This window comes from Stenotrophomonas sp. YJH_SMC_40, assembly GCF_059368615.1.
This window is the reverse complement of the sequence record NZ_JCAFRX010000001.1, coordinates 262,664-285,229: the sequence shown is the minus strand read 5'-3', so window position 1 is coordinate 285,229 and position 22,566 is coordinate 262,664. Positions and strand designations below refer to the sequence as shown.

At 63.4% G+C, this 22,566-nt stretch carries 22 protein-coding genes; 15 read left to right on the top strand and 7 right to left on the bottom strand.

Annotated elements, in window-relative coordinates; translation table 11 throughout:
* Window positions 1–33: 33 nt before the first annotated feature.
* From AC5P6X_RS01335 to AC5P6X_RS01320, 4 genes are read right to left on the bottom strand one after another with little or no spacing between them, the layout of a single operon-like run.
* Window positions 34–2,106 carry an AIPR family protein gene (locus AC5P6X_RS01335; protein ID WP_432230955.1) on the bottom strand — a complete coding sequence of 691 codons (2,073 nt, stop codon included), beginning with the start codon at window positions 2,104–2,106 and terminating at the stop codon, window positions 34–36.
* Entirely contained in the window at window positions 2,106–3,071 is a 966-nt protein-coding gene (locus tag AC5P6X_RS01330; RefSeq protein ID WP_329756920.1) for a PD-(D/E)XK motif protein, read from the bottom strand. Before AC5P6X_RS01330 ends, AC5P6X_RS01335 begins: the two co-directional genes overlap by 1 nt.
* Complete coding sequence (locus AC5P6X_RS01325; RefSeq protein ID WP_329756919.1) at window positions 3,064–5,724, bottom strand: Z1 domain-containing protein; 2,661 nt, start codon at window positions 5,722–5,724, stop codon at window positions 3,064–3,066. Before AC5P6X_RS01325 ends, AC5P6X_RS01330 begins: the two co-directional genes overlap by 8 nt.
* Window positions 5,721–7,199, bottom strand: a complete 1,479-nt coding sequence (locus tag AC5P6X_RS01320; RefSeq protein ID WP_025513272.1) for an ATP-binding protein — start codon at window positions 7,197–7,199, stop codon at window positions 5,721–5,723. Before AC5P6X_RS01320 ends, AC5P6X_RS01325 begins: the two co-directional genes overlap by 4 nt.
* 88 nt (window positions 7,200–7,287) lie before the next feature.
* On the opposite strand from AC5P6X_RS01320, the gene AC5P6X_RS01315 reads away from it, so the two are divergent.
* Window positions 7,288–7,797, top strand: coding sequence for a very short patch repair endonuclease (locus AC5P6X_RS01315; protein WP_329756918.1), 510 nt, complete (start codon window positions 7,288–7,290; stop codon window positions 7,795–7,797).
* On the opposite strand, the gene AC5P6X_RS01310 is transcribed toward AC5P6X_RS01315, so the two are convergent.
* Both AC5P6X_RS01310 and AC5P6X_RS01305 read right to left on the bottom strand, forming a co-directional pair.
* Complete coding sequence (locus AC5P6X_RS01310; protein WP_025513273.1) at window positions 7,767–9,392, bottom strand: DNA cytosine methyltransferase; 1,626 nt, start codon at window positions 9,390–9,392, stop codon at window positions 7,767–7,769. The genes AC5P6X_RS01315 and AC5P6X_RS01310 overlap by 31 nt on opposite strands.
* 61 nt (window positions 9,393–9,453) lie before the next feature.
* Window positions 9,454–9,921 (bottom strand): helix-turn-helix domain-containing protein, encoded by a 468-nt coding sequence (locus AC5P6X_RS01305; RefSeq protein ID WP_025513274.1) that lies wholly within the window; start codon window positions 9,919–9,921, stop codon window positions 9,454–9,456.
* Window positions 9,922–10,197: 276 nt separating this feature from the next.
* Between AC5P6X_RS01305 and AC5P6X_RS01300 the strand changes: the two genes are divergently transcribed.
* The 14 genes from AC5P6X_RS01300 (at window position 10,198) to AC5P6X_RS01235 (ending at window position 21,501) form a co-directional block, all read left to right on the top strand.
* Window positions 10,198–10,518, top strand: coding sequence for an integrative conjugative element protein, RAQPRD family (locus AC5P6X_RS01300; RefSeq protein ID WP_427916875.1), 321 nt, complete (start codon window positions 10,198–10,200; stop codon window positions 10,516–10,518).
* On the top strand, window positions 10,515–10,748 hold the full coding sequence (locus AC5P6X_RS01295; RefSeq protein WP_329756916.1) for a TIGR03758 family integrating conjugative element protein: 234 nt from the start codon (window positions 10,515–10,517) through the stop codon (window positions 10,746–10,748). The genes AC5P6X_RS01300 and AC5P6X_RS01295 overlap by 4 nt, the downstream gene beginning before the upstream one ends.
* A 23-nt stretch (window positions 10,749–10,771) precedes the next feature.
* Window positions 10,772–11,131 carry a TIGR03745 family integrating conjugative element membrane protein gene (locus AC5P6X_RS01290; RefSeq protein WP_009618155.1) on the top strand — a complete coding sequence of 120 codons (360 nt, stop codon included), beginning with the start codon at window positions 10,772–10,774 and terminating at the stop codon, window positions 11,129–11,131.
* A gap of 6 nt (window positions 11,132–11,137) precedes the next feature.
* Window positions 11,138–11,548: a TIGR03750 family conjugal transfer protein gene (locus AC5P6X_RS01285; RefSeq protein ID WP_329756915.1), complete on the top strand. Its 411-nt coding sequence runs from the start codon at window positions 11,138–11,140 to the stop codon at window positions 11,546–11,548.
* Window positions 11,545–12,234, top strand: coding sequence for a PFL_4703 family integrating conjugative element protein (locus tag AC5P6X_RS01280; protein WP_032958271.1), 690 nt, complete (start codon window positions 11,545–11,547; stop codon window positions 12,232–12,234). The genes AC5P6X_RS01285 and AC5P6X_RS01280 overlap by 4 nt, the downstream gene beginning before the upstream one ends.
* A complete protein-coding gene (locus tag AC5P6X_RS01275; protein ID WP_329756914.1) occupies window positions 12,231–13,118 on the top strand; it encodes a TIGR03749 family integrating conjugative element protein in 888 nt (295 codons plus the stop codon). The genes AC5P6X_RS01280 and AC5P6X_RS01275 overlap by 4 nt, the downstream gene beginning before the upstream one ends.
* Complete coding sequence (locus AC5P6X_RS01270; RefSeq protein ID WP_329756913.1) at window positions 13,108–14,529, top strand: TIGR03752 family integrating conjugative element protein; 1,422 nt, start codon at window positions 13,108–13,110, stop codon at window positions 14,527–14,529. The genes AC5P6X_RS01275 and AC5P6X_RS01270 overlap by 11 nt, the downstream gene beginning before the upstream one ends.
* Window positions 14,510–14,941: a TIGR03751 family conjugal transfer lipoprotein gene (locus AC5P6X_RS01265; protein WP_329756912.1), complete on the top strand. Its 432-nt coding sequence runs from the start codon at window positions 14,510–14,512 to the stop codon at window positions 14,939–14,941. The genes AC5P6X_RS01270 and AC5P6X_RS01265 overlap by 20 nt, the downstream gene beginning before the upstream one ends.
* Window positions 14,941–17,820 (top strand): conjugative transfer ATPase, encoded by a 2,880-nt coding sequence (locus AC5P6X_RS01260; protein ID WP_329756911.1) that lies wholly within the window; start codon window positions 14,941–14,943, stop codon window positions 17,818–17,820. Before AC5P6X_RS01265 ends, AC5P6X_RS01260 begins: the two co-directional genes overlap by 1 nt.
* 12 nt (window positions 17,821–17,832) lie before the next feature.
* On the top strand, window positions 17,833–18,609 hold the full coding sequence (locus tag AC5P6X_RS01255) for a DsbA family protein (RefSeq protein WP_329756910.1): 777 nt from the start codon (window positions 17,833–17,835) through the stop codon (window positions 18,607–18,609).
* Between the two features lie 239 nt (window positions 18,610–18,848).
* Window positions 18,849–19,448 carry an ATP-dependent Clp protease proteolytic subunit gene (locus AC5P6X_RS01250; protein WP_222821562.1) on the top strand — a complete coding sequence of 200 codons (600 nt, stop codon included), beginning with the start codon at window positions 18,849–18,851 and terminating at the stop codon, window positions 19,446–19,448.
* Window positions 19,449–19,521: 73 nt separating this feature from the next.
* Window positions 19,522–20,142 carry a glutathione S-transferase family protein gene (locus tag AC5P6X_RS01245; protein ID WP_329756909.1) on the top strand — a complete coding sequence of 207 codons (621 nt, stop codon included), beginning with the start codon at window positions 19,522–19,524 and terminating at the stop codon, window positions 20,140–20,142.
* Between the two features lie 61 nt (window positions 20,143–20,203).
* Window positions 20,204–20,812: a LysE family translocator gene (locus AC5P6X_RS01240; protein WP_329756908.1), complete on the top strand. Its 609-nt coding sequence runs from the start codon at window positions 20,204–20,206 to the stop codon at window positions 20,810–20,812.
* Complete coding sequence (locus AC5P6X_RS01235) at window positions 20,809–21,501, top strand: alpha/beta fold hydrolase (protein ID WP_329756907.1); 693 nt, start codon at window positions 20,809–20,811, stop codon at window positions 21,499–21,501. Before AC5P6X_RS01240 ends, AC5P6X_RS01235 begins: the two co-directional genes overlap by 4 nt.
* Window positions 21,502–21,662: 161 nt before the next feature.
* Here AC5P6X_RS01235 and AC5P6X_RS01230 read toward each other — a convergent pair whose 3' ends face one another.
* On the bottom strand, window positions 21,663–22,565 hold the full coding sequence (locus AC5P6X_RS01230; protein WP_329756906.1) for a LysR family transcriptional regulator: 903 nt from the start codon (window positions 22,563–22,565) through the stop codon (window positions 21,663–21,665).
* Between the last annotated feature and the right edge of the window lies 1 nt (window position 22,566).

Here is a 22,566-nt window from a genome sequence, read left to right as displayed (position 1 = left end):
CAAAAAGTTCCCATGACAGCCAACCTGCGGCACTTAGGAATCACGCACAACCACGCCCTCAGGACGACCTTTCTCCAGAATTTCTAGTAGCACCACGCTCTGCTTCTCTGTCGGGAGCTTGGAGGGAATCTGCATGGCAACCCTAAGCACGCCGTCTTCCTTTGGCGTGAGCAGATCCTTCTCAAGCAGCAACTGATGGATGCGAGCCCATTCCGCAGCGGGAACAGCCAGCACTTTTCGCTGCGCCTCGATGCCGTTGTCAATCCTCTGCGTCTGCTTCGCAGTCTTCACGATCGCTGCCTGATCATCCTGCGGAACAAGTCGATCGTAGAACTCCAGCGGGAGAAGATTGGCAATGGCGTCGGTACGAGCCTGTATCCTCGTCCAGCATGCCTCCTTCTTGCACCATTCGGAAATGTTCGAGATACCGTGTGGTGGCTTGGTGATGTCATCGTTCACCACGCCAGACACGACAGCGATGGCATCCTCCAACACGGTATCAACCATCTGTGCATTCCAGACGCCCAGGAAATCGATGCTCGCCTTTCTTCGCTTCGTGATATCGGCCAATACCGCCAGCGTGTAGGCCACGATGTTTGCTCGATACCCACCGTTGTACCAAGATTGCGCAGAAACGATGCGCTCGGTGGCACGGAAGATCAGTCCGCGCGCGACGGCTCTCTTGAAGTAGAACTCGTTGAAGGCATCGGACGATTTTTCCCACTCGCTGCCGATTCTCGCAGCATAGCGCGCAAAGTTCTTCTGCGAGCCAAGATTGACCCATCTCGGATGGTCATCCCAGACATTTTCGAACTTTGCGAGATCTGTCTTGGTGAACATTTGCGGCTTGGGATGCTCGGCCTTGAAGCGACGCTGCTCTGCTGGTGTCAGTTTTGACTGTGCATCGGCATACTGACCGCGTGCGCGCTCGTAGAACCAGCGCGTCTCGCGGGGGGACCCCTTCTGCGCCGGCGCCCATATGCGCCGCGAGAACCCTTCCATCCGGACATGGAACGGATGATTCGAGAAGAAGTCGGCAGCATTCACCCTATTCTGGGTGTTCGCATACTCCGATATCTTCGGCACAACCATCTCGCTTTGCTGGCTGTCAATGACGGACAGCTTCATCTGAACGAATATCTGGGAAAGGTCCGCCTTGTCCCGCTTCCGCGTATGGAACAGGGATGCAGTGGTCTGCCCACCATTGACGATTTGAAGATCGACAATCCTTGTGATCGCCAGACCGGAATCCGTTGCCTCGGTTTCGACACTCTGCGCAGTGGCCGTGATCCCATTGTTGTAGGCAAAGAACATTCCCGGCTCATTCAGGATCGTTGCCCGTATGCCCTGGTTCACATTGCCACGAGCCTGCAGGAATGTCCGGACGTTCTGCTCCAGCAGGCGCGCTCCGAAACTTCCGTACAGGGTCGCCAGCACATCTGCTGGCATGACCATGAGGTAGGACTGATAGGCATCGGTTGTCAAGTGAGCGGGAAGGCAGGCGATGCCTTGGCCAAACATCTGCTCGAAGTCGAGATCGAGTGGTTCCTTGTGGCTGCGTGAACTTCGCTGACGATGAAGACGCGAAATATCCCATACGTGATAACTCGTGGGAACGCCAGCAACTTCTCCATCCGGAAGGCTCTGCACTGCCCCGCTGAGCGTGCGCTCGGAGAACAGAACAAGGTTGAGCGAGCCGATGGCACCTCTGCGATCGACAATCTGTCTGGCAAGGCCGTATTCCGGCGAAGTGACTTCCAGATCGTCAGCCAGATTCCTGTCGATACTTGCATCGAAGAAGTTGGCAACACGCTTGAATGCCGCATCCACGTCCGTCTTTGTCAGGGACGCCAGTTCGTTGCGGGACTCGAAGTCTGCGATGAAGAGGTGCAGGACTCCCTCATCATTGAACCAGTAGCCGTCCACGCGCATGCCACGTTGCGCCCGGAAATGACAAAGTTCGAAGCCTTCCGTGAAGCCTGTTTCGACAAGCTCTGCAGCGATGGTTTCCATGAACTCGTCGAGCTGAAATCTGCCATTGGCCTCGGCTCCCGCCAGCAGTTCCTGCCGGAAGTCGTGGAAGAACTCTTCGCCGGTTTGCTCCATCACTCGCCTCCGAAGACAGCAGCCCCGTCGCACTCGTATTGAGCAATTGTTTCCAGTCTGATGTCGTAGGCTACCTTGGCAATCCCTGTCGGCAATTGTGATCGCATGAGACGCGGAAAATCACCGGCGACCCGATAGCTGCGCACGTCGCTGACGACAAAACGCGGTTCATCGTAGTCAGGGAGCGGCGCGTAGCCGTGTGCAACCAGCTTCTGGTCAAAGGCCTCGACGGCCTCTGCCTTGCCGAGCCGCGCCTGGACGGCGGCGACAAGCTCGTTGAGCGAGCGGGCACCTGCCGCGTCAGTCAGATTGCTCAGCCGGTACACGCGCAGGAACAGTGCATCGTTCAGGGATTCGAGCTGGTCTTCCGACGAAATGCGGATACTGCTCCGTTCGGCACCCGAGAGCGATTTGACCTCGACAGCCGTGTTCCCGAAGATGAAATCCTGATGTGACCGTTCCGGGCCGAGCCAGGCTTCGACGACGGCATTGCTCGACATTTCCCGATCGATCAGTTCCGTCAGGAAGACGATTTCGGCGAAGAGGCCTCGAACATCCTCTGCGGACAGATACTGACTTCGGCCCGAGAGGAACGTCTTCCAACGACGGATGTGCGCCAGCGAGACTGCCAGAGAGCTGGCCGAATCGGTGGCGTGCTCCAGCGCGAATGCAAGGGTACGGCACAGTCCCTCGAAAAGATCGCGATCAACCTGTCTTTCAAGAGCGAGGACCAGGTGTTGCTGCCCCTGATCTCCGGCACGAAGATCGACATCGACGCCGTTCACCGTGACCGCGTTCTTCCGGTACTGGGCTGTGTGGTCGCCGTGCAGCTCCACAATGAACAGGCAGGCACCACTGACATCACGTCCCCAGAAGCAGGGCACGGCCGTTTTCGCCGCAACCTGGCGGACATTGAAGTCCGTGCCAGGAACGGCAATTTCATCCCATGGCGAGGTTTCAGGCATCGTAGTCTTCCTCCTCGTCAGGATCGTCCACATAGCCCTGCATCTGCTGGAGCCAGACCTTGTTGACGACGACATTGATGGTTGTCGAGTAGTCCCCGTATGGGAAGCTCATGCCAAAGGCAGCGATCGGCCCCATCACGGCATCGCCCTTGGGCTCCAGACTGTGAATCATGAGGAGGGGCCTGTCCCTCACCATCCGGTAATGTGTGTCGGATACCGCCCCCGAGCCGTCGTCGTCGCCTGCGACCATTCTCGCCTCAGCGCGTTGCTCGTCGCTGAGCCCGAGCTTCTCGTCACCACGCGAAGCAACCCTGTCCTTGTTCAGGCGCCACGCAGTGCCATTCGGCTGATTCTTCCCGACGACACGCACCTGATTCCTCAAGGTGTATGGGCGTTCGCCGCCCGACCCACCCGGGGGAGAAATCAGCAGGACATCAGCAAGCGGACGCTTCGTCGCGATCCGTTCGAGATAGCTCACCACGTCTGATTTCTGTCCCGCAAAGGTCGAATGGCATTCGAATCTAGTGAGAAAATCGTCGATCACCTCGACGGGCACGTCTCTGAAGATGACGCCTTTCTCGGTGAACTCCTCCGGCCGTCCGCCGAATCCATTTCGCCAGTGATCGGCGATCAGCTCAAAGTTCTTGGCATTCACATCGGGGTCTGTGGAGACAATGTAGCTTTCACGCAGTCGCCCGCTGAAACTCTGTTCGACGGTGACTTCCTGACCAGCCCGCATCTTGTTCGCGGCCGTGATCAGCAGGCTGTCCGGATGCGAGCGGACGTAAAGCCCAAAGTCCTTTGGGCTGAGGCGATCACGTCGCATGCGCTTGACCTGCTGCACAAGTTCTTCGGCGGCATCAGCGATGTGGGAATACCAGTTGATCGAATCGCGAGAGAGGTGGACTCGGCAGAGGTCCTCGAATCCCGGTCGGTAACCGAACCAGCGCCCCATCTGCATGAGGGTGTCGTACATCTTCGTGTTGCGGTACATGTAGCTGACGGTCAGTCCCTCGATGGTCAAACCTCGCGACAGGCTCAGGCCACCGACCGCGACCGCCGTCAGCCCGATGCCTTCCTTCTCGTACCGGGTGTAGTCGAGCACTTCGTCACTCTTGCTGTTGATGACGTAGAGATGAAGGTGCTCGAAGACACCGACGAGGGCTGCCTTCACTTCCTCCCAGGTCACCCCGACATCGGCATACTCGGCGAGGAAGGCATCCTTCAGGCCTTGCATGTACATGTTCCTTGAAGAAACATCTTCCGGCATCGCGTAGTTTGCGAGAACCGCTTCCCTGATCTTCTTCTCCCTGAGGCTCAGGAAATCGCGCACAGCCTTCTGCACCGGCACGAAGCGCGACACATTGACCATCATCGAGCAATGCTTGCTGGCCTGTCCGCGCAGGTTTCGAATGGCGCGTGCAATGATGAATTCGTCGAATGCGCGATAGAGGCTCGGGGGCAGCTCATGGACAGGGGCGTCGCGCTTGTGCGAGTAGGGAATGAAATCCTCGCAATCGTCGATCGGGCTGACGATCGATTCGCTGGTCGCCTCATTTAGGAAGACCTTCTCCGCCCCGAAATAGGTTGTGGGCGCATCCAGGCAATAGATGAAGTCGCGAGGGAAAAGCTCTTCCCGCACGTCATCGCCATAGGCATCCGGATTGATGAAGATGTTGGCGAACGGGGTTGCCGTATATCCGACGTAGCAGGACTTCGCGAACAGCCCCAGGATGCGGCGAATCATCGCATTCGTCCGGGTCGGGTCCAGGTCTTCCTTGTTCGTGTTGATCGATGCGTTGTCGGCCTCGTCATCGATCAGCAGCATCGGCACATCGGAAATGCGGTCTTCCCCTTCGGCGTTCAGTGCCTTCAGCCATTTGTGCAACGCAGTGAGCGTCGTGACGTTCTTCTTGATGATCAGGATGATCGGCTTGCTGAAGTCGTTGATCTTCCAGCCACTCTTGGCGGCTGTATTCTTGTTGAAGTCCTCGTTGATGTTGGTGAGCGTTGCCGGATGCGGATATCCCGGAGCGAGACCGACACCGATGTTGCGGCGATCCTCGGGATCACTCGACCGACCGATGAAGGCCTCGTCGATTCGCTGCTGTGTCTGCCTGCGCAGGTTGTTGTGAATGCCTGCGATGACGACGATGAACTTGTAGCCCGCATCGGCTGCACGTGCTATCAGACCCGTGTAGTTGGCCGTCTTCCCTGACTGCACATGGCCGATGACCAAGCCACGGCGGTTCCAGCTCGTGCCTTCGCTCAGTGGATCCTGAAGGTGGCCAAGAATGCGGGTGGTCACATCGCTCAGCGACTGAACCATCTGTGGAGGCCAGCCCTCGTTGCGAAGAAATTCCTCGTATGCACCGGCATAGGTCCAGGTGACGTCCTCGCGCTTGTGAACCCATTGATCGTCATGCTTCGCACTGACATCGACCAATGAAATGCCTGCTCCCATGCGGGTCACAACCGATTCCATGGCTTCGGTGACAATGTTGCGGAGGTCTCCCGCATAGCCGAAGATTGAAGCAATCTGCCTTGCCTTTTCCTCCACCTGATCGCGCGTCGGCGTTTCCGCCATGTTGGCAAGGCCCGAGATGAGCGCGTTGGCGATGTTTCGTTCTGCCGTGATGGCTGCAATGCTCATGCAAAGGCCTCATTGATGAATTTTTCGACCAGATCCATCTGGCCATCGAAGAGATGCGTGGAGCGCACGATCTGAAGAAAGACCTTCGCATCGCCCGGCCCGTCGCCATACAGCACCTGGCGCAGGCTTCTCAGGCGATCCATGGTCTGGCTTTCATCCACCGATCGTTGATTGATCTCGCGCGGGTGGGTCGAGTAGTCGGAATAGATCATCTCGACCGGCAATGAGGCAGCAACCGAATCAAGCAGCGTGCGCATCAGGTCTGCGTCCTCTGGCGAGAGTCTTTCTGCCAGTGAGACGATGATCGGGTGCTGGTCGTTGATCGCGAACCGGATGCCATCATGATCGGCATAGCGCTCCCAGAACGGTGCCTGGGTTTCCTGAAACAGCTTCTGTCCGCGTCCCCGATGTACCGTCACGCTACGGTTGGTGATCTTGGCGATGATCTGGCGCAGGCGCTCACGCACCGCATGTGGGGGGCGCGCGCGCGACTTCTTGATGTCGATTGTCCAGGCTTCGTCCAGACTGTTGGGGAAGTCGATCTGCACCCGCGCCAGCTTGGTGGCCTCACCCTTGGGCACCAGCCGGAACCAGTCTCCCCACGCCATCAGACGCCCATTCCGATAGACATAGCCTCCCTGGTTGGAGATGAAGTCACTGCGATCTTGGTAGTAGTCGTACTCGGACGCGGAAAGACGGCTATGGTGTGGCAGCACATAGGGCTGCAGGCGCACTTCCGCATCGCCGATGCGGACAATTTCCTCCGGAAGAACCTGAGTGGCCGGATTCTTTCTGCAGAAAGGATCGAATGCGGCAATGGGGTGACCGTTGATGGCAAGCGTGACTCTGGGATGCCCCTTGACCTCGCCCGAAAGGAAGCGATGGAAGACGAGGGCGAGATGTCGCCCCACCACCTCAAGCTTCTCGTTCACGATTTCCTGCCGCCGATCCCCGACTTCGTCTTCGAGCATGCGATCGAGTTCTCGCCAGAGGACTGCGGTGCCGTGCCTTCCGAGGCGATCGACATAGGGCAGCGCCTGGATGTCGGCCTCATCAAGGATGCTCAGGATCCAGTCGTCTGCCGCATCGATGCGATCCAGGTTCCACTCGGCACCACAGATGGAAGCATCACCTGTACTGACCACTGTCAGGGAGCGGCACTGCGAGAACGACGCCGTCTTCAGTCCAAGACCAAAGCGCCCGAGATCCCTTGGCGAACGGTGTCGTCTGGGGCTATCGGTTCCATGACGCATTGCCGCCAGCAACTCTTCCTCCGTCATTCCCTTGCCGTTGTCGAGAATGACGACCAGAGGAAGCTCGCCGGACACATCGCAGATGATGTCGATCCTGTCTGCCCCGGCAGAAATGCTGTTGTCGATCAGATCCGCGATGGCCGTTTCGAGGGAGTACCCGAGATCCCTCATCGATGCCGAGAGGCAGGCCGCGCTTGGTGGATGTCTATGTTCCCTTGCCATCAGGATGCCCCCTCGTGATCTCTCGTGAATCGACTTCTGCTAATCTTTCAGCGTCTGCATCCCCTCTGTCCGATTGACTGACAGCGGTGTGAAGCAGCGGTTGCTGAAAATATCCAGGCTGGATGTCCCCAAGGTCATGCGCGTCCCGACCACCCCTCAGCGCAGCCGCATGATGTCGAGCATTCGCGGAAAGGATACCTGGCCGGAGCGAACCCTTCGATCGCTTCTTTTCGCCAGAGGATTTCGCTATCGACTTCATGTCAGAAAGCTGCCCGGCTCCCCGGATCTTGTGTTCCCAAGGCACAGAGCGGTGGTGTTCGTCCATGGCTGCTTCTGGCATCGGCACGAAGGCTGCCGCTATACCACTACCCCTCGAACCAACGAAGAGTTCTGGCAACGGAAGTTCCTGGGCAATGTTGACCGTGACAGGCGACACGTGGAGACGCTTCGGTCTCTTGGCTGGCGCGTGGCCACCGTGTGGGAGTGCGCGCTGAAGCAGTCGGTCGAGGACACTGCGCGATTGGTTGAGGAGTGGCTGCATGGCGACGAGGAAGCCTTGGTGATCGGTCAGTCGGCCTCGGCAAGCAGCGGAACCTGAGCCTGCTCGGGAGCGTTGCGCCTCGGGTTTTCCATCGGCTTGCTGTTCGCTCGGTCACTGACCTGCCTGCGCCTCTTCCTGTTCATTTCGTTCAAAAGACTCCGCACGATCTTGGCCAACTTGTGCGCCAGCAGCGGAGGAACAGCATTCCCGACCTGCGTGTATTGCTCCGTGCGATTGCCTGCGAAGAAATAGTTGTCCGGGAATGTCTGCAGGCGCGCGGCTTCCCTGACGGTGAGGCTTCTGCATTGCGAAGGGTCGTAATGAATGTAGTAATGCCCATCCTTGGCAATGTGCGCCACCACCGTTGTGGCCGGCTCGTTTTTGCACTGCACGCGAAACCGATCCTTGAATGGGATGGCCTCGAACTCACTGCCGAATTGCACATTGAAGTGATCCGGCAGCAGCTTGGGCGGAAAGACATCCAGCCGAGGGGAATAACCCTGCGAATGAGCAAAGGTCGCCGCAAAAAGGTATCTGGCCAGATCGGAGGCCATGTGCGCACGTGCCTCGTGCTGGCAGATACCACCAAGGCTTCGATCATGCAGCCACTGCTGCAGTTCGGTTGGTTTCTTGGGCCTTCTGTATTCCTTCTGTATGAAGGCACCTCCGGTGCTGACACTGGTGGCTGAAGCGGCAAAGGCCCGCATCGATTCGACCATGGCGGACTCGTTCTCGGCTCTCCATCCCTTGACGTAGGCAGGTGCCGCCTGAACCGCCTTGCGCCAAGCCTCCAGAGAATCTCCTCTGGACAGTCGGCTCCGAATTCGTGGCAGGTCATCAATGGTCTGCCTGACAGTCACAGGCTTTGATACAGGTTCCAGCAATTGATGCTGTGGCACGCCCTGTCCCTTTCGAACTCCAAGCAGGATGACTCGATGCCTGCTTTGGGGTATGCCATAGCGTTCGGAATGAATCAGGTAGTCCGCAGGCTCCAGAGAAGCGCTGTTTCCCTTCTTCGTGAAGGAGCGAATTTCATACTCCAGTCCATCCGCGGGAGAAGAGAGATCCGCAATGATCTTCTCGAACATCGGATTTCCGGAGTGCTTGGACGACAGCAATCCCTTGACGTTCTCCATCACGAAGATGGTGGGCTTGTGAACCTGGATGATCCGCAGGTACTCCTTGTAGAGAAAGTGCTTCTCGTCCTTGTGGAAATCCTTGTCGTTGGCGCGCCGTGACCGTCCGGCAAGGGAATACGCTTGGCAGGGCGGACCGCCGATGAGTACCCAGGTCTCCTGCCCATTCAGTGCAGACCGGATTTCATCGTCGATGCTGGCTTCGTCGGACTTGCCAAGTTCGAGACATCTTGCTTCCTTGGCGGCATGCTCGAAGGCGCTGGCCACGGCAGGAATCCGACGGAACGAAGCTTCGTCGAGCTCACCCCGTACGTAGCTGTAGTAATGCCTGACATCCTTGGTACCGCGCAGGCGCCTGAACGCCGCTCGCAGCATCAGTGTTCGATGCGCAACCTCAGTCTTCTCGATGGATAGACCGATCTCGAAGAATGGCTGCCGCTTGTGTCCCTTGAGAGAGGCAAAGCCCTCTCCCAGCCCGCCGGGACCAGCAAAGAGGTCGATTATTGGAATCGGCATTTCTCGTTTTCCTGCTGTTCGTCATTGAGCGCAGATTTGACTGTGCCGATTTCTTTGGCATTCATTCGTAACCCATCCCCAGTTCCTGAGCCTGACGGCTCAGTTCGTCCATGGCCTGCGCACTGGCCTGTTCCCTCGCGTCCTTGAACTGCAGCAGATCGGCCAGGCGAACACGCCGGTGCTTGCCTGTGCGAAGAAATGGCAGCTCACCATCCTCCAGAAGCTTCACCAGATGAGGTCTGGACACATTGAGGAGATCAGCCGCTTCCTGGGTAGTCAATTCGGCATTTACCGACACCACCCTTATGGCGTCACCCCTAGCGAGTCCGTTGAGAACTTCTTCCACGAGGCGCAGCGTCGAGACAGGCAATTCCATCTCATGTGCCCGGTCTGCTTCATCGTAAAGCCGGATACGCCTGGTTTTGCGCTTGCCAGAAAGACAGGATGCGAGAGCCCGCTGACCTTGGGCCGCCAATTGAACCTCCTGCTCGTCAGGCAGCTTCATGCGGGCGTGCGCTGAGGTGTTCATGTGATATCTCGGTCAGTTGAAGTGCACGGCACAGCATTCTAGAACGAAACAAACGAAAACGAAACAAACGAAAACGCCAGCCATGATGCCCGTCGCTGACGTGGGCTCGCGGTCGCAGTTGGCCGGCTTCCGCTTCGGCGCACGAATCCGGAAGCTGACCGGTTCGCATTGATTGAGGTACCAGAGACTGCCTCACCGCAACATCGTGTCATTCGCTTCATGGGGATTGGCATGGCACTTCGGATCGACAGTTGCACGCATTGGACAGGCCTTTGGGTGGCGATACTGTTGATCGCACCTTCGACCTACCAATCGGCGGCCGCAGCAGACGATGGCATCGAACGCGAGCAGCTTGCGGCCCTGGTTCGCCAGCTCGACCTGATCGATCGCCTCGCCGAGCACGCCGCCCATACCGCTCCGCAGGAGCGCGCCCGCTACCACTTCGACCATGCCCGCCTGCGCGAGGACCTCCAGCGCGTTCGGGCGGGCATCCAGGACTACCTGACGCCGCCGCGCGCCCAGCCGCGCGATCCGGTCGAGCTGTCCGGTGACTACCGCCAGTCCAGCCCGCCCTCCGACGAGGGGGCACCCCAATGAACGCCGCCCAGGTCAGCGCCTTCCAGGCCAACGGCGGCTTCGCCCCCGCCACCGTGGCCACGGTGGTGCTCGGCCTGGTGTTCGCCGTCCTGCTCCTGTGGGGCGTGTGGGCCATGCGTACCGCCTACACCGGGTGGGCCGAGCAGCGCCTGTCCCAGCGTCAGTTCCTGGGTGTCGTCGTGCGATTCGTCGCGATGTACCTGGTGCTGACCTATTTCCTCCTGTCCTGACCACCACGAAAGGTCCTACCGCCATGAAGACCCATCCGATTCCCCATCGCGTTGCCACCACCATCCTCGCGCCACTGATGCTGCTGGGCCTGCCGCTGGCGGCCCGGGCGCAGGGCCTGCCGACCATCGAGGATCCGTCGCGCGGCCAGGGCAGCGGCATCATGCAGACGTTGCAGAACTACGGCTACGACATCGTGCTGCTGATCGCGCTCCTCGTGGTCGCCTCGATGTTCGTCGGTGTGTGCTACCACGCCTATACGCGCTACTCGGAAATTCATACCGGTCGCGCCACATGGGGCCAGTTCGGTCTCACCGTGGCCGTGGGCGCGATCCTGCTGGTGGTCGGCATCTGGCTGCTGACCAAGGCCACTGGCGTGCTCTGATCGGCGATGGCTGCCTTGAACGATATCGCGCGTGACGGGTTGGTGACCTTCCTGCCGCACAGGCTGAACCGCCAGCCCGTGGTGGTGAGGGGCCTGACCGCCGACGAACTCTGGATCTGCGCCGGTCTGTCCGCGGTGGCGGGGTTCATCGCCGGCGTGCCGCTGGCCTGGGCCACGCACAGCGTCGCCATGGTACCGACCCTGATCGTGGCCGGCGTGGCGGCTGGCGTGTTCGGTGGTGGCGGCTTCCTGCGCCGGCAGAAGCGCGGCCGCCCGGACACCTGGCTGTACCGGCAACTGCAGTGGCGCCTGGCGCTGCGCCATCCGCTGGCAGCGTCCTGGCTCGGTGGGCACCGTCTCATCACGCGTTTGGGGTACTGGACCACCCGGCGCTCACGCGGAGCAGCCGCCTCATGAGCCGTTTCAGGAACGAAGTCCATCACTTGCAGGCCCATGTGCGCACGCTGCGCCTGGGCGCCGGTGCGTTGTTCGTGGTGGCGCTTCTGCTCGGTTTCGGCTGGTGGAGTGCGCCGAGGCAACTGACGATCCACGTGCCCCCCGATCTGCGCTCGGGCAGCACCCGCGCCTGGTGGGATGTGCCGCCCGAGAATGTCTATGCGTTCGCCTTCTACGTCTGGCAGCAGGTACAACGTTGGCCGACGGATGGCGAACAGGACTACCCGCGCAACCTCCACGCGCTGTCGGCCTATTTCACACCGGCCTGCCAGGCCTTCCTGCGCCAGGACTACGAGCACCGGCGCAGCAGTGGCGAATTGCGCCAGCGGGTGCGCGGCATCTACGAGATTCCGGGGCGCGGCTTTGGCGACAACCCCACGATGCGGGTAAAGACGGTTTCCAGCCGCGACTGGATCGTCACGCTCGATGTCAGCGCGGACGAGTACTACGGCGCCGAGCAGGTCAAGCGGGCCCTGGTGCGCTATCCGCTGAAAGTGGTGCGGCTGGACGTCGATCCCCAGCACAACCCCTTCGGCCTTGCGCTGGACTGCTATGACGGCGCGCCGCAGCGCATCGAGGCACCGTCGCCGGCAGTGCCTCCGTCCGGCACGCCCGGCGGCGGCCTTTCGCAGGGAGGCAACCCATGAAACACCACGTCTTCACCATCGTGGCGAGCCTGGCCCTCGGCTTCGGCCTGGTGCCGGACAGCCATGCCATCGAGATCCTGCGCTGGCAGCGGCTGCCGCTGGCCGTCCCGCTGGTCGTCGGCCAGGAGCGCGTGGTCTTCATCGACCGCAACGTGCGTGTCGGCCTGCCCCCGAGCCTGGGCGAGCGGCTGCGCGTGCAGAGCGCGGGTGGAGCCATCTACCTGCGCGCCAGCGAGGCCATCGCGCCGACGCGGCTGCAACTGCAGGATGTGGAATCCGGCGCCATCGTGCTGGTCGACATCGCCGCCACGGAGGCCCGGGAAGACGAGCAGCCGCTGGAGCCTGTACGCATCGTCCTGCAGGACGCCGCCGCGGAGGCCAGCGGTGACACTGCCGCCGGTCCGAGCCAAGCAGCGCAACCCGCCAAGCGTCGGCAGACGCCGGTAGCCGTTGTCCTGACGCGCTACGCGGCGCAGAACCTTTACGCACCGCTGCGCACCGTCGAGCCCGTGGCCGGCATCGGGCGCGTGCCGCTGCGGCGCCCGCTCGCGCTGGACACACTGCTGCCAACGCTGCCGCTGAAGGCGCGGGCGCTGGCGGCCTGGCGACTCGAAGACCAGTGGGTCACCGCCGTGCGCCTGACCAACACCTCACCTCACCGGATCGATCTCGATCCAAGGGTGCTGCAAGGCGACTTCGTGGCCGCGACCTTCCAGCATCCCGACCTGGGGCCGGCGGGCGCTTCGACCGACACCACGGTGGTCTATCTGGTCACGCGCGGCCGTGGCCTGGCCGAGTCCCTGATGCCGGTGCTCAGCCCCATCGATGCCGGCACGAACTTCCCGCCGGCCGCCGCTGCGGGGAGGACGTCCGATGAGGAGTAATCCCCTGTTGAATTGGCTGCTGATTCCGATGGCATTGTTGCTGGTGTTTGTCGGTGCCAGGTTGTTCTCAGGCAGTGACGCTGCACCTGGCAAGCAGGATGTCCCGGGGCAGCTCACTCCCGAAGAAATGAAGGCGCTCGGCATCGCGGGCGACACCCCGCGCGATACCGTCGCCACCCTGGTCGCGCAGGTCAAGCAGCTCCGCACCGAGCTGCAGACCGCGCTGAGCGACAACCGCCAGCACAAGGCGGAGAACGAGCGCCTGCGTACCCGCGAGGGTGCGATCGACCAGCGCATCCAGAACGCCCTCGACAGCGAACGCCGCCGCCTGGAACAGGAGCGAACCCAGGCCGCCAACGACCGGCAGCAGACGCAAGGGCTGATGCAGGAATTGCAGCGCCGCCTGGACGGACTGTCCGGCAAGGGCGATGCCGCCGACCTGCCGATCGGCCTTGGACTGGAGGGGCATGACGGCGGGCCGCTCAAGGATGGTGGCATGCGCTGGATCGAACCGGATGACGCCCGGCCCGATCCGAAGGGCGGTTCGGCTGGCGGCCAGCGCTTGCCGGGATTTCCCTCCGGCTTCGGCCCAGCCTCGCCGGGGCTGACGGCCGCGGCGGAGGCCGTCAGCGACAGGACGGCGCAGGCCGTTGCCGGCACCACCCAGGCGGTCTATACGGTGCCCACCAACGCCACGCTGATGGGCTCGGTCGCCATGACTGCGCTGATCGGGCGCATTCCCATCGACGGCACCGTCAACGACCCGTTTCCCTTCAAGGTGCTGATCGGGGCCGACAACCTGGCCGCCAACGGCATCGAGATTCCCGACGTGGCCGGTGCGGTGGTCAGCGGCACGGCCTCGGGCGACTGGACGCTCTCGTGCGTGCGTGGGCAGGTTCGTTCCATCACCTTCGTGTTCAGCGACGGCACCATCCGCACGGTGCCGGAGGACGACGGCAAGCGCAGTCGAAGCCAGAACAGCACCAGTCTGCTGGACGGCCTGGGCTGGATCAGCGATCCCTACGGCATCCCGTGCGTCTCGGGCGAGCGCCGCAGCAATGCCCAGCAGTACCTGGGATCGCAGGCGTTGATCACCGCGGCCGGCGCAGGCGCCGCCTCGCTCATCAAGTCCGACAACGGCAGCGTGGCCGTGGTCGCCAACAACAGCGGTTCGCTGGGCACGGTCGGCATTTCGGGCAACGAGGCCATGGGCCGCATCCTGGCCGGTGGCGTGCGCGACATGGCCGACTGGGTCAACAAGCTCTACGGCCAGGCCTTCGCGGCGGTCTACGTGCAGCCCGGCGCCAGGGTGGCCGTGCACCTGGAGCAGCCGATCGCCATCGACCACGACGCCCAGGGGCGCCGGGTGAATCACCTCATGGGAGAAGTGCATGCGTCGGACCTGGATTGACCTCCCCCTTGTCCTGCTCGCCGCCGCCGTTCTCGCGGGTTGTGCCGCCAGCTCGGAAAAGCTGCTGCCCCGGGGCGAGCACACCATGCTGGACATCTGGCAGCACGAGACTGGCGGCTACAGCGGAGGCCAGGCCGGCCGCCTGCTGCTCGACGCACGCCAGGACCTGCGCCGCCCGCTGACCGACGCCGGCACCCTCGCGGCACCCGCCCGGAACGCGGCCTACACCCGCACGGCAGCGAACGAGATCCAGCGACAGTTCCATCGACTGCCAAACCCCGATCTGGTCATGTACGTCTTTCCGCACCTGGCCGGCACCGACCCGGTACCGGTGCCTGGCTACAGCACCGTCTTCCCGCTCTACCAGCGCGTGCAGTACGCGTTGCCGGGCGAGCGGCTGGAGGACTACTGATGGGCTGGCGACTGCCGTGGCCGCGTCGCCCGGCCCCCAGGCCAGTGCAGGCCGACATCGAGCCGGACGCCTGGACGCGGCATGTCGCCCGCCTCGCCGCGCAGGGCATCGAGGCACCTGGCGACGCCCCTGGGTCGAACCATCGGCGACCCGCGACGCAGGCCGACCATGCGGCGCTCTACGACGTGGCGCCGTCCTTCGCCGACCTGCTGCCCTGGGTCGAGTACCTGCCGGCCCCGAAGTGCATGCTGCTCGAAGATGGCCAATCGGTGGCGGCGTTCTTCGAGTTGCAGCCGATCGGTACCGAAGGGCGCGAGACCGCCTGGCTGTGGCAGGCCCGCGATGCCCTGGAGAATGCGCTGCAGGACTCCTTCGACGAGCTGGACGAGAACCCGTGGGTGGTGCAGCTCTACGCGCAGGACGAAGCCGATTGGGACCACTACCTGCGCACGCTGGGGGCATACCTGCATCCACGCGCGCAGGGCAGCGCGTTCAGCGAGTTCTACCTGCGCTTCTTCGGTCACCACCTGCGCGCGATCGCCAAGCCGGGCGGCCTGTTCGAGGACACCACGGTCACACGCCTGCCGTGGCGCGGCCAGACCCGGCGCGTGCGCATGGTGGTTTATCGGCGCACCCCGGACGCCGCATCGGCCCGGCGGGGGCAATCGCCCGAGCAGGCCCTGGCGACGATCTGCGACCGCCTGGTCGGCGGCCTGGCGAATGCCGGCGTCAAGGCCCGGCGCCTTGGCGCGGCGGACATTCACGACTGGCTGCTGCGCTGGTTCAACCCGAATCCCGGCGCGCTGGGCAGCACGGCCGAAGACCGGGAGCGCTTCTACGCGCTGGCCCGCTACCCGGAGGAACGGGAAGAGGGCGAGATCGAGCTGGCCAGCGGCGACTTCGCGCAGCGCCTGTTCTTCGGCCAGCCGCGCTCGGATGTCGCCAACGGCCTATGGTTCTTCGACGGCATGCCGCACCGGGTCATCGTCATGGACCGCCTGCGCTCGCCCCCCGCGACCGGACACGTGACCGGCGAGACGCGCAAGGGCGGCGATGCGATGAACGCGCTGTTCGACCAGATGCCCGAGGACACGGTGATGTGCCTGACCCTGGTCGCCACGCCGCAGGATGTGCTGGAGGCGCACCTCAACCACCTGGCCCGCAAGGCGGTCGGCGAGACGCTCGCCAGCGAACAGGCGCGCCAGGACGTGCAGCAGGCCCGCGGCCTCATCGGCAGTGCGCACAAGCTGTACCGGGGCACGCTGGCCTTCTACCTGCGCGGCCGCGACATGGCGCAGCTAGACGCCCGCGGCCTGCAACTGGTCAATGTCATGCTCAATGCGGGCCTGCAGCCGGTGCGCGAAGAGGACGAGGTGGCGCCGCTCAACACCTACCTGCGCTGGCTGCCCTGCCTGTTCGACCCGGCGGCGGACAAGCGGCAGTGGTACACGCAACTGATGTTCGCGCAGCACGCGGCCAATCTGGCGCCGGTGTGGGGGCGCAGCCAGGGCACCGGCCATCCGGGCATCACCTTCTTCAACCGAGGCGGCGGCACGATCACCTTCGATCCACTGAACCGGCTCGACCGGCAGATGAACGCCCACCTGTTCCTCTTCGGTCCGACCGGCTCCGGCAAGAGCGCCACGCTGAACAACATCCTCAACCAGGTCACGGCGATCTACCGGCCCAGGCTGTTCATCGTCGAGGCCGGCAACAGCTTTGGCCTGTTCGGTGACTTCGCCGCTCGGCTGGGCCTGAGCGTGCATCGCGTGAAGCTGGCGCCCGGCGCGGGCGTGAGCCTGGCGCCATTCGCCGATGCCTGGCGCCTGGTGGATACACCGGGCCAGGTGCAGACGCTGGACGCCGACGCCCTGGACGAGGACGGCGACACCCATCCAGCCGACGACGGGGATGACCAGCGCGATGTGCTCGGCGAACTCGAAATCACCGCCCGGCTGATGATCACCGGCGGCGAGGACAAGGAGGAAGCGCGCATGACGCGCGCCGACCGCAGCCTGATTCGCCAGTGCATCCTGGACGCCGCCCAGCGCTGCGTGGCACAGGCGCGCACGGTGCTCACCCGCGACGTGCGCGACGCGCTGCGCGAACGCGCCCGCGACGCCAACCTGCCGGATGCCCGGCGCGCGCGGCTGCTGGAGATGGCCGATGCGATGGACATGCTCTGCCAGGGCGCGGACGGCGAGATGTTCGACCGTCCGGGCACGCCCTGGCCCGAGGCGGACATCACCATCGTGGATCTGGCCACCTTCGCGCGCGAGGGCTACAACGCGCAGCTCTCCATCGCCTATATCTCGCTGATCAACACGGTGAACAACATCGCCGAGCGCGACCAGTTCCTGGGCCGGCCGATCATCAACGTCACCGACGAAGGCCACATCATCACCAGGAACCCGCTGCTCGCGCCCTACGTGGTCAAGATCACCAAGATGTGGCGCAAGCTCGGTGCGTGGTACTGGCTGGCGACGCAGAACATCGACGACCTGCCCAAGGCCGCCGAGCCCATGCTCAACATGATCGAGTGGTGGATCTGCCTGTCGATGCCGCCCGACGAGGTGGAGAAGATCGCCCGGTTCCGCGAACTTTCACCCGCGCAGAAGGCGCTGATGCTGTCCGCGCGCAAGGAGGCGGGCAAGTTCAGCGAGGGCGTCATCCTGTCCAAGTCGATGGAAGTGCTGTTCCGCGCCGTGCCGCCCAGCCTCTATCTGGCCCTTGCGCAGACCGAACCGGAAGAGAAGGCCGAGCGCTACCAGCTCATGCGCCAGTACGGCATCGGCGAACTGGATGCCGCCTTCAAGGTGGCCGAAAAGATCGACCAGGCGCGTGGCATCGCATCGCCGCCGCTGTCCCTGCCGAAATGACCGGAGCGCGTCATGTCCTCGAAGCGAACCACCTTGCCGAGCCGGTCCCAGGCCATTCGCAAGCGCGCCGGGCGCCTGCCACGGCTGCCCTGGGTGGTCGCTGGCATCCTTGTAGTCGGCCTGCTGGGCTGGCTCCTGTACCGCACGCCCGGTGCGCCGGCACCGCGCACGGGGCCCGAGGTCGCGCAGGCACATCCGGCCGGCCCACCCTGGCGCCGCGGCCCAGCCGATGCGCGCTTCACGCTGACGCTGTACGCCGACCTGGAGTGTCCGTTCTGCAAGGCCTACTACCCGACCCTGATGGCCTGGATCGATGCCCATCCCGAGGCCAGCCTGCGGTGGCATCACCTGCCGCTGGCGATGCACGATCCCGAGGCGAGTCGGCTGGCCCGCATGGCCGAGTGCGCAGGTGAGGCCCAAGGCCACGAGGCGTTCTTCGATGCCATCGCATGGCTCTACCAAAACACCCGAGGCGATGGCCAGGGGCTGCCCACTGATCATGCCTGGCCAGGCATGACGACCGCCATCCAGGCATGCCTGGACAGCGACCGACCCGCAGCCATCGTTCGCGCGCAGGCCGACGAGGCCCTGCGCAGCGGCATCAACGCCACGCCCACCGTGCGGCTGGAAGACAGCCTCACGGGAAGATCACTGCTGCTGCATGGGTTGGTCGAGGGCGATGCGCTGCTGTCGGCGCTGGACCTGGTCGCCAGCGATGCGTCGGGTGCTCCAGGGCCCAACCATGCCGCCGATGCGGCACTCAGCGGAGACACCCGCACTCCGCGATGACGACCATCCGGTGATTTCGTCCCCCGCACCCGAGTTCGCGGCCTGTCCGGCTCTTGCCATGGGTCCACGCGAGAAGGTCGCTTGGCGAGGGTGTGGCCGATCGCCAACATCCGATTCGCGCTGCCTGACACCTCGCTTGACCTCAAGTTAACCTGAGGTTTTATCCTGATGCTGCCCGTGCATTCCCGCCATGCGCGTGGGTTCGACACGCCCCCTTGAAACCCCGGAGTCCTCCTTCAATGTTCGCCAGCAATACAGAATCGCCCTCCGTCGCCCAGCCAGGAGGCGCCAGTACCTTCCTCGAAGAAAAGGCCTTTCGCGCACGCACGGTACTCGTGTTCGGGACCGTGACGGATGCGCTGGCCTCGGAGACCGTCCGCAAGCTCCTGGCGCTGGACGCGGAATCCAGCGCACCGATCACCATGATCGTCTCCTCTCCGGGAGGCCACCTCGAATCGGGCGATGCGATCCACGATGTCGTGCGCTTCGTTTCCTCGCCCGTCAACATGGTGGGCACGGGGTGGGTCGGCAGCGCAGCCACCCATCTCTACCTGGGGGCCCCACGCGAGCGACGCTTCTGCCTGCCGCAGACCCGGTTCCTGATCCACCAGCCGAGCGGCGGTGCCGGTGGACCGGCGAGCGATATCGCGATCCAGGCCAAGGAGATCATCAAGGCCCGGGAGCGCATTGCCCAGGTCATCGCGCGCGAGACCGGCCAGCCCCTGGAACGCGTGCTGAAGGACATCGAGCGCGACCTCTGGATGCCGGCCGAGGAGGCGGTTTCCTACGGGCTCGTGTCGCGCATCATCCAGCGCCGCGAGGAACTCATGCCCGCCTGACGTCCGGCCCCTCTCGGCTCCCGTCCGCAACACCCTGGACGCCATTGCGCCCTGACTCCCACTGGGACAGCACATGCTCAAGATTCTTGGAAAGCGATCCTCCATCAACGTCCGCAAGGTCCTTTGGGCTTGCGCCGAGTTTGGCCTGCCGTTCGAGCGGGAGGACTGGGGCAGCGGCTACAGCGACGTGAACACGGACATGTTCAAGGCACTCAACCCGAACGCGATGGTGCCCGTGCTGATCGACGGGGACTTCGTGCTGTGGGAATCGAACACCATCCTGCGCTACCTCGCCAATCGCCATGGCGACGGCGCGCTGTATCCACGCGATGCCATGGCGCGCGCCCGCGTCGACCAGTGGCTGGACTGGCAGGCGTCGGACCTCAACCGTGCGTGGAGCCATGCCTTCATGGCATTGGTGCGACGCTCGCCGGAGCACGCGGACGCCCGGCAGATCCAGCGATCCCTGGAAGACTGGCATCGGTTCATGCGCGTACTGGACGGCCAACTGGTCGATACCGGCGCCTACGTCGCGGGCGGGGACTTCAGCCTGGCGGACATCGCCATAGGGCTGTCGGTCCATCGCTGGTACCAGACGCCCTTCGAGCATCCGCGCCTGGATGCGGTGGACGCCTACTACCGCCGCATCGAGCAGCGCAGCGGATTCATCGCGCACTGCATCGGCGTACCGTGACCCGTCGCAGCGATCGACCTCGACCACCTTCCTCTTCCATGACCGCGATGCCCCTTTGCCCATGCGCCCCGACCTGCTCCTTGCCTTCATGACCTATGCGTTCGTGACTTCCATCACGCCCGGCCCCAACAACACCATGCTGCTCGCCTCGGGGCTCAACCATGGGTTCGTTCGCAGCGTGCCGCACATCCTTGGCATCAGCATCGGCTTCGCGGCGATGGTGTTCGGCGTGGGGGCGGGACTCGGGCGCCTGTTCCTCGCGTACCCATCCCTGTACACCACGTTGCGCGTGGTCGGTGCGATCTACCTGCTCTGGCTCGCCTGGCAGATCGCGACCTCACAGCCGTTGCAGGAGACGGCGGCCCCCGGTCGGCCATTCGGCTTCTGGAAGGCCGCCGCCTTCCAGTGGGTCAATCCCAAGGCATGGATCATGGCCATCGGGGCCATCGCCACGTACGCACCCGCAGAGGGCGGCGTGCCGGCGGTGATCGCCATCGCGGTCCTCTATGCCGTTGTCAATGCCCCCAGCGTCGCCGTCTGGGCCGCCTTCGGCACGACGCTGCGCCGCTGGCTCACGGACCGGCGCCACCTGCGCGTCTTCAACATCGCGATGGCCGTGCTGCTCGTGATGTCCCTGTATCCGCTGCTGTCCGGCCACGCGTGGCAATGACACGATCGCCAACAAAAAGTGATTTCGTCCTCGTCCACGGTGCTTGGCACGGTGGCTGGTGCCGGGAGCGCCTGATTCCCGTGCTTGCCGATTCGGGGCGGCATGTGGTGGCACCCACGCTAAGCGGCCTGGATGGCGAGCCGGGGCGGTTCGGGCTGAGTCGTCACGTCGAGGATATCCTTGCCGCTGCCGAAGGACTTGCATCGATCACGCTCGTCGGCCACAGCTATGCCGGATTCCCGGTCTGTGTTGCCGCATCACGGCTGGGCGAGAGGATCGACCATCTCGTGCTGCTCGACGCTTTCCTGCCTGCCAACGGAGAGAAGTTGCTCGACCACGCGCCCCATCTCATTGATCGTTACGCCAGTGCCGTGGCCACCGATCCTGACTGGCGTATCCCTCCACTGCCCGCATCGGATTTCGGAGTATCCCTCTCCGACCAGACCTGGATGGATGCGCGCCTGAAGAGCCAGCCTCCACACAGTTACTTCGAGTCTGTCCGTCTAGAAAGTCCATTGCCTGACGGACCCAAGACCTACATCCGCTGTCGCCAGGCGTCCGGCGATCTGCTCGCGCGCTCCGTCGCCCGGGCCAGGAACGACGGCTGGAACTACCTGGAGTTGGATGCACCACACGATGCGATGCTCACCCATCCGCAGGCACTGGCCGATCTGTTGCTTGCAATGTGAACAAGCGGTTGTCGCGAGCCTTCACCATCCACGCCATGTGAACTTCATGCCAGAGCACGGGAGTATCAGCGAGATCGAGCTTCCCGGAGAGTACCTGGCCGCTTCCCATGAGTTGGCCGACTGCTCCGATCCTCCCCCCGATCCCTGGCACAAACGCCTCACTACACCTTGTCGGGCTCGGGCATCGTGGCACCGTGCAATCGCTCTACGAAACTCCGCAGTTGCTCCGAGTCCTCGGCATCCCGGCGCAACAGGTAGGTCGTCAACGGGGGCACTTCACCGGCCAGCGGACGCGAGACGACATCCGGATGCCGCCATAGCGACAGATGCGTGCGGGTGGTGATCCCAAGGCCGTAGCCCGCCGCCACCAGCGCCATCAGCAAGTCATGGGACGCCACCCTTTCGGCAATCCTGACCTCGCATTCCGCGGCACGCAGCAGCCTGTCGAGTTGCCTGCTGCATCCTGCGCACGCGTCCGGGTCGCACAGCACCAGTGGGTGGGACAGCAGTTCCATCAGGGAAAGCTCGGGATGGATCAAGGCGGGATGCCTCGCCGGTACCGCGACCACCAGAGGCTCGCTCCACGCCGGCGTGGCCAGCAATCCTTCCCCCGGATGCTCCGCCTTCGCGAACCCCGCATCGTAGTCGCCCTCTCTCAGCCCTTTCAGTTGCTGGGCGAGCGTCACTTCGAACAGGCTGATCTCGACCTCGGGCGACTCCTCGCGGCAGCGGGCCAGCAGGTTGCTCAGGTGCGATGGCGAGATGCCGTCGGACAGTGCGATTCGCAGGAGCCCGCGGTATCCGGTCGCGGCGGCCCTTGCGCCGGCACGGGCCTGCTCGGCCGCCGCCAGCACGCGCCGCGCCTCCTCGAGGAAGACTTGTCCAGCCCAGGTGAGCCGGGTGCCGTGGCTGTTGCGCTCGAACAGCCGGACGCCCAGGTCATCCTCCAGTTGGCGGATGGATCGCGACAGCGGCGACTGTTCGATGTGAAGCCGCTCCGCAGCACGGGTAAAGCTGAGTTCCTCCGCCACGGCGATGAAATACCGGATATGGCGCATCAGCATC

What these genes read in the sequence shown, in the direction of transcription:
- AC5P6X_RS01335 (WP_432230955.1), bottom strand. Translation starts at nt 2,106, where the DNA reads ATGGAGCAAACCGGCGAAGAGTTCTTCCACGACTTCCGGCAGGAACTG.
- AC5P6X_RS01330 (WP_329756920.1), bottom strand. Translation starts at nt 3,071, where the DNA reads ATGCCTGAAACCTCGCCATGGGATGAAATTGCCGTTCCTGGCACGGAC.
- AC5P6X_RS01325 (WP_329756919.1), bottom strand. Translation starts at nt 5,724, where the DNA reads ATGAGCATTGCAGCCATCACGGCAGAACGAAACATCGCCAACGCGCTC.
- AC5P6X_RS01320 (WP_025513272.1), bottom strand. Translation starts at nt 7,199, where the DNA reads ATGGCAAGGGAACATAGACATCCACCAAGCGCGGCCTGCCTCTCGGCA.
- AC5P6X_RS01310 (WP_025513273.1), bottom strand. Translation starts at nt 9,392, where the DNA reads ATGCCGATTCCAATAATCGACCTCTTTGCTGGTCCCGGCGGGCTGGGA.
- AC5P6X_RS01305 (WP_025513274.1), bottom strand. Translation starts at nt 9,921, where the DNA reads ATGAACACCTCAGCGCACGCCCGCATGAAGCTGCCTGACGAGCAGGAG.
- AC5P6X_RS01295 (WP_329756916.1), top strand. Translation starts at nt 10,515, where the DNA reads ATGAACGCCGCCCAGGTCAGCGCCTTCCAGGCCAACGGCGGCTTCGCC.
- AC5P6X_RS01290 (WP_009618155.1), top strand. Translation starts at nt 10,772, where the DNA reads ATGAAGACCCATCCGATTCCCCATCGCGTTGCCACCACCATCCTCGCG.
- AC5P6X_RS01285 (WP_329756915.1), top strand. Translation starts at nt 11,138, where the DNA reads ATGGCTGCCTTGAACGATATCGCGCGTGACGGGTTGGTGACCTTCCTG.
- AC5P6X_RS01280 (WP_032958271.1), top strand. Translation starts at nt 11,545, where the DNA reads ATGAGCCGTTTCAGGAACGAAGTCCATCACTTGCAGGCCCATGTGCGC.
- AC5P6X_RS01275 (WP_329756914.1), top strand. Translation starts at nt 12,231, where the DNA reads ATGAAACACCACGTCTTCACCATCGTGGCGAGCCTGGCCCTCGGCTTC.
- AC5P6X_RS01270 (WP_329756913.1), top strand. Translation starts at nt 13,108, where the DNA reads ATGAGGAGTAATCCCCTGTTGAATTGGCTGCTGATTCCGATGGCATTG.
- AC5P6X_RS01265 (WP_329756912.1), top strand. Translation starts at nt 14,510, where the DNA reads ATGCGTCGGACCTGGATTGACCTCCCCCTTGTCCTGCTCGCCGCCGCC.
- AC5P6X_RS01260 (WP_329756911.1), top strand. Translation starts at nt 14,941, where the DNA reads ATGGGCTGGCGACTGCCGTGGCCGCGTCGCCCGGCCCCCAGGCCAGTG.
- AC5P6X_RS01255 (WP_329756910.1), top strand. Translation starts at nt 17,833, where the DNA reads ATGTCCTCGAAGCGAACCACCTTGCCGAGCCGGTCCCAGGCCATTCGC.
- AC5P6X_RS01250 (WP_222821562.1), top strand. Translation starts at nt 18,849, where the DNA reads ATGTTCGCCAGCAATACAGAATCGCCCTCCGTCGCCCAGCCAGGAGGC.
- AC5P6X_RS01245 (WP_329756909.1), top strand. Translation starts at nt 19,522, where the DNA reads ATGCTCAAGATTCTTGGAAAGCGATCCTCCATCAACGTCCGCAAGGTC.
- AC5P6X_RS01240 (WP_329756908.1), top strand. Translation starts at nt 20,204, where the DNA reads ATGCGCCCCGACCTGCTCCTTGCCTTCATGACCTATGCGTTCGTGACT.
- AC5P6X_RS01235 (WP_329756907.1), top strand. Translation starts at nt 20,809, where the DNA reads ATGACACGATCGCCAACAAAAAGTGATTTCGTCCTCGTCCACGGTGCT.
- AC5P6X_RS01230 (WP_329756906.1), bottom strand. Translation starts at nt 22,565, where the DNA reads ATGCTGATGCGCCATATCCGGTATTTCATCGCCGTGGCGGAGGAACTC.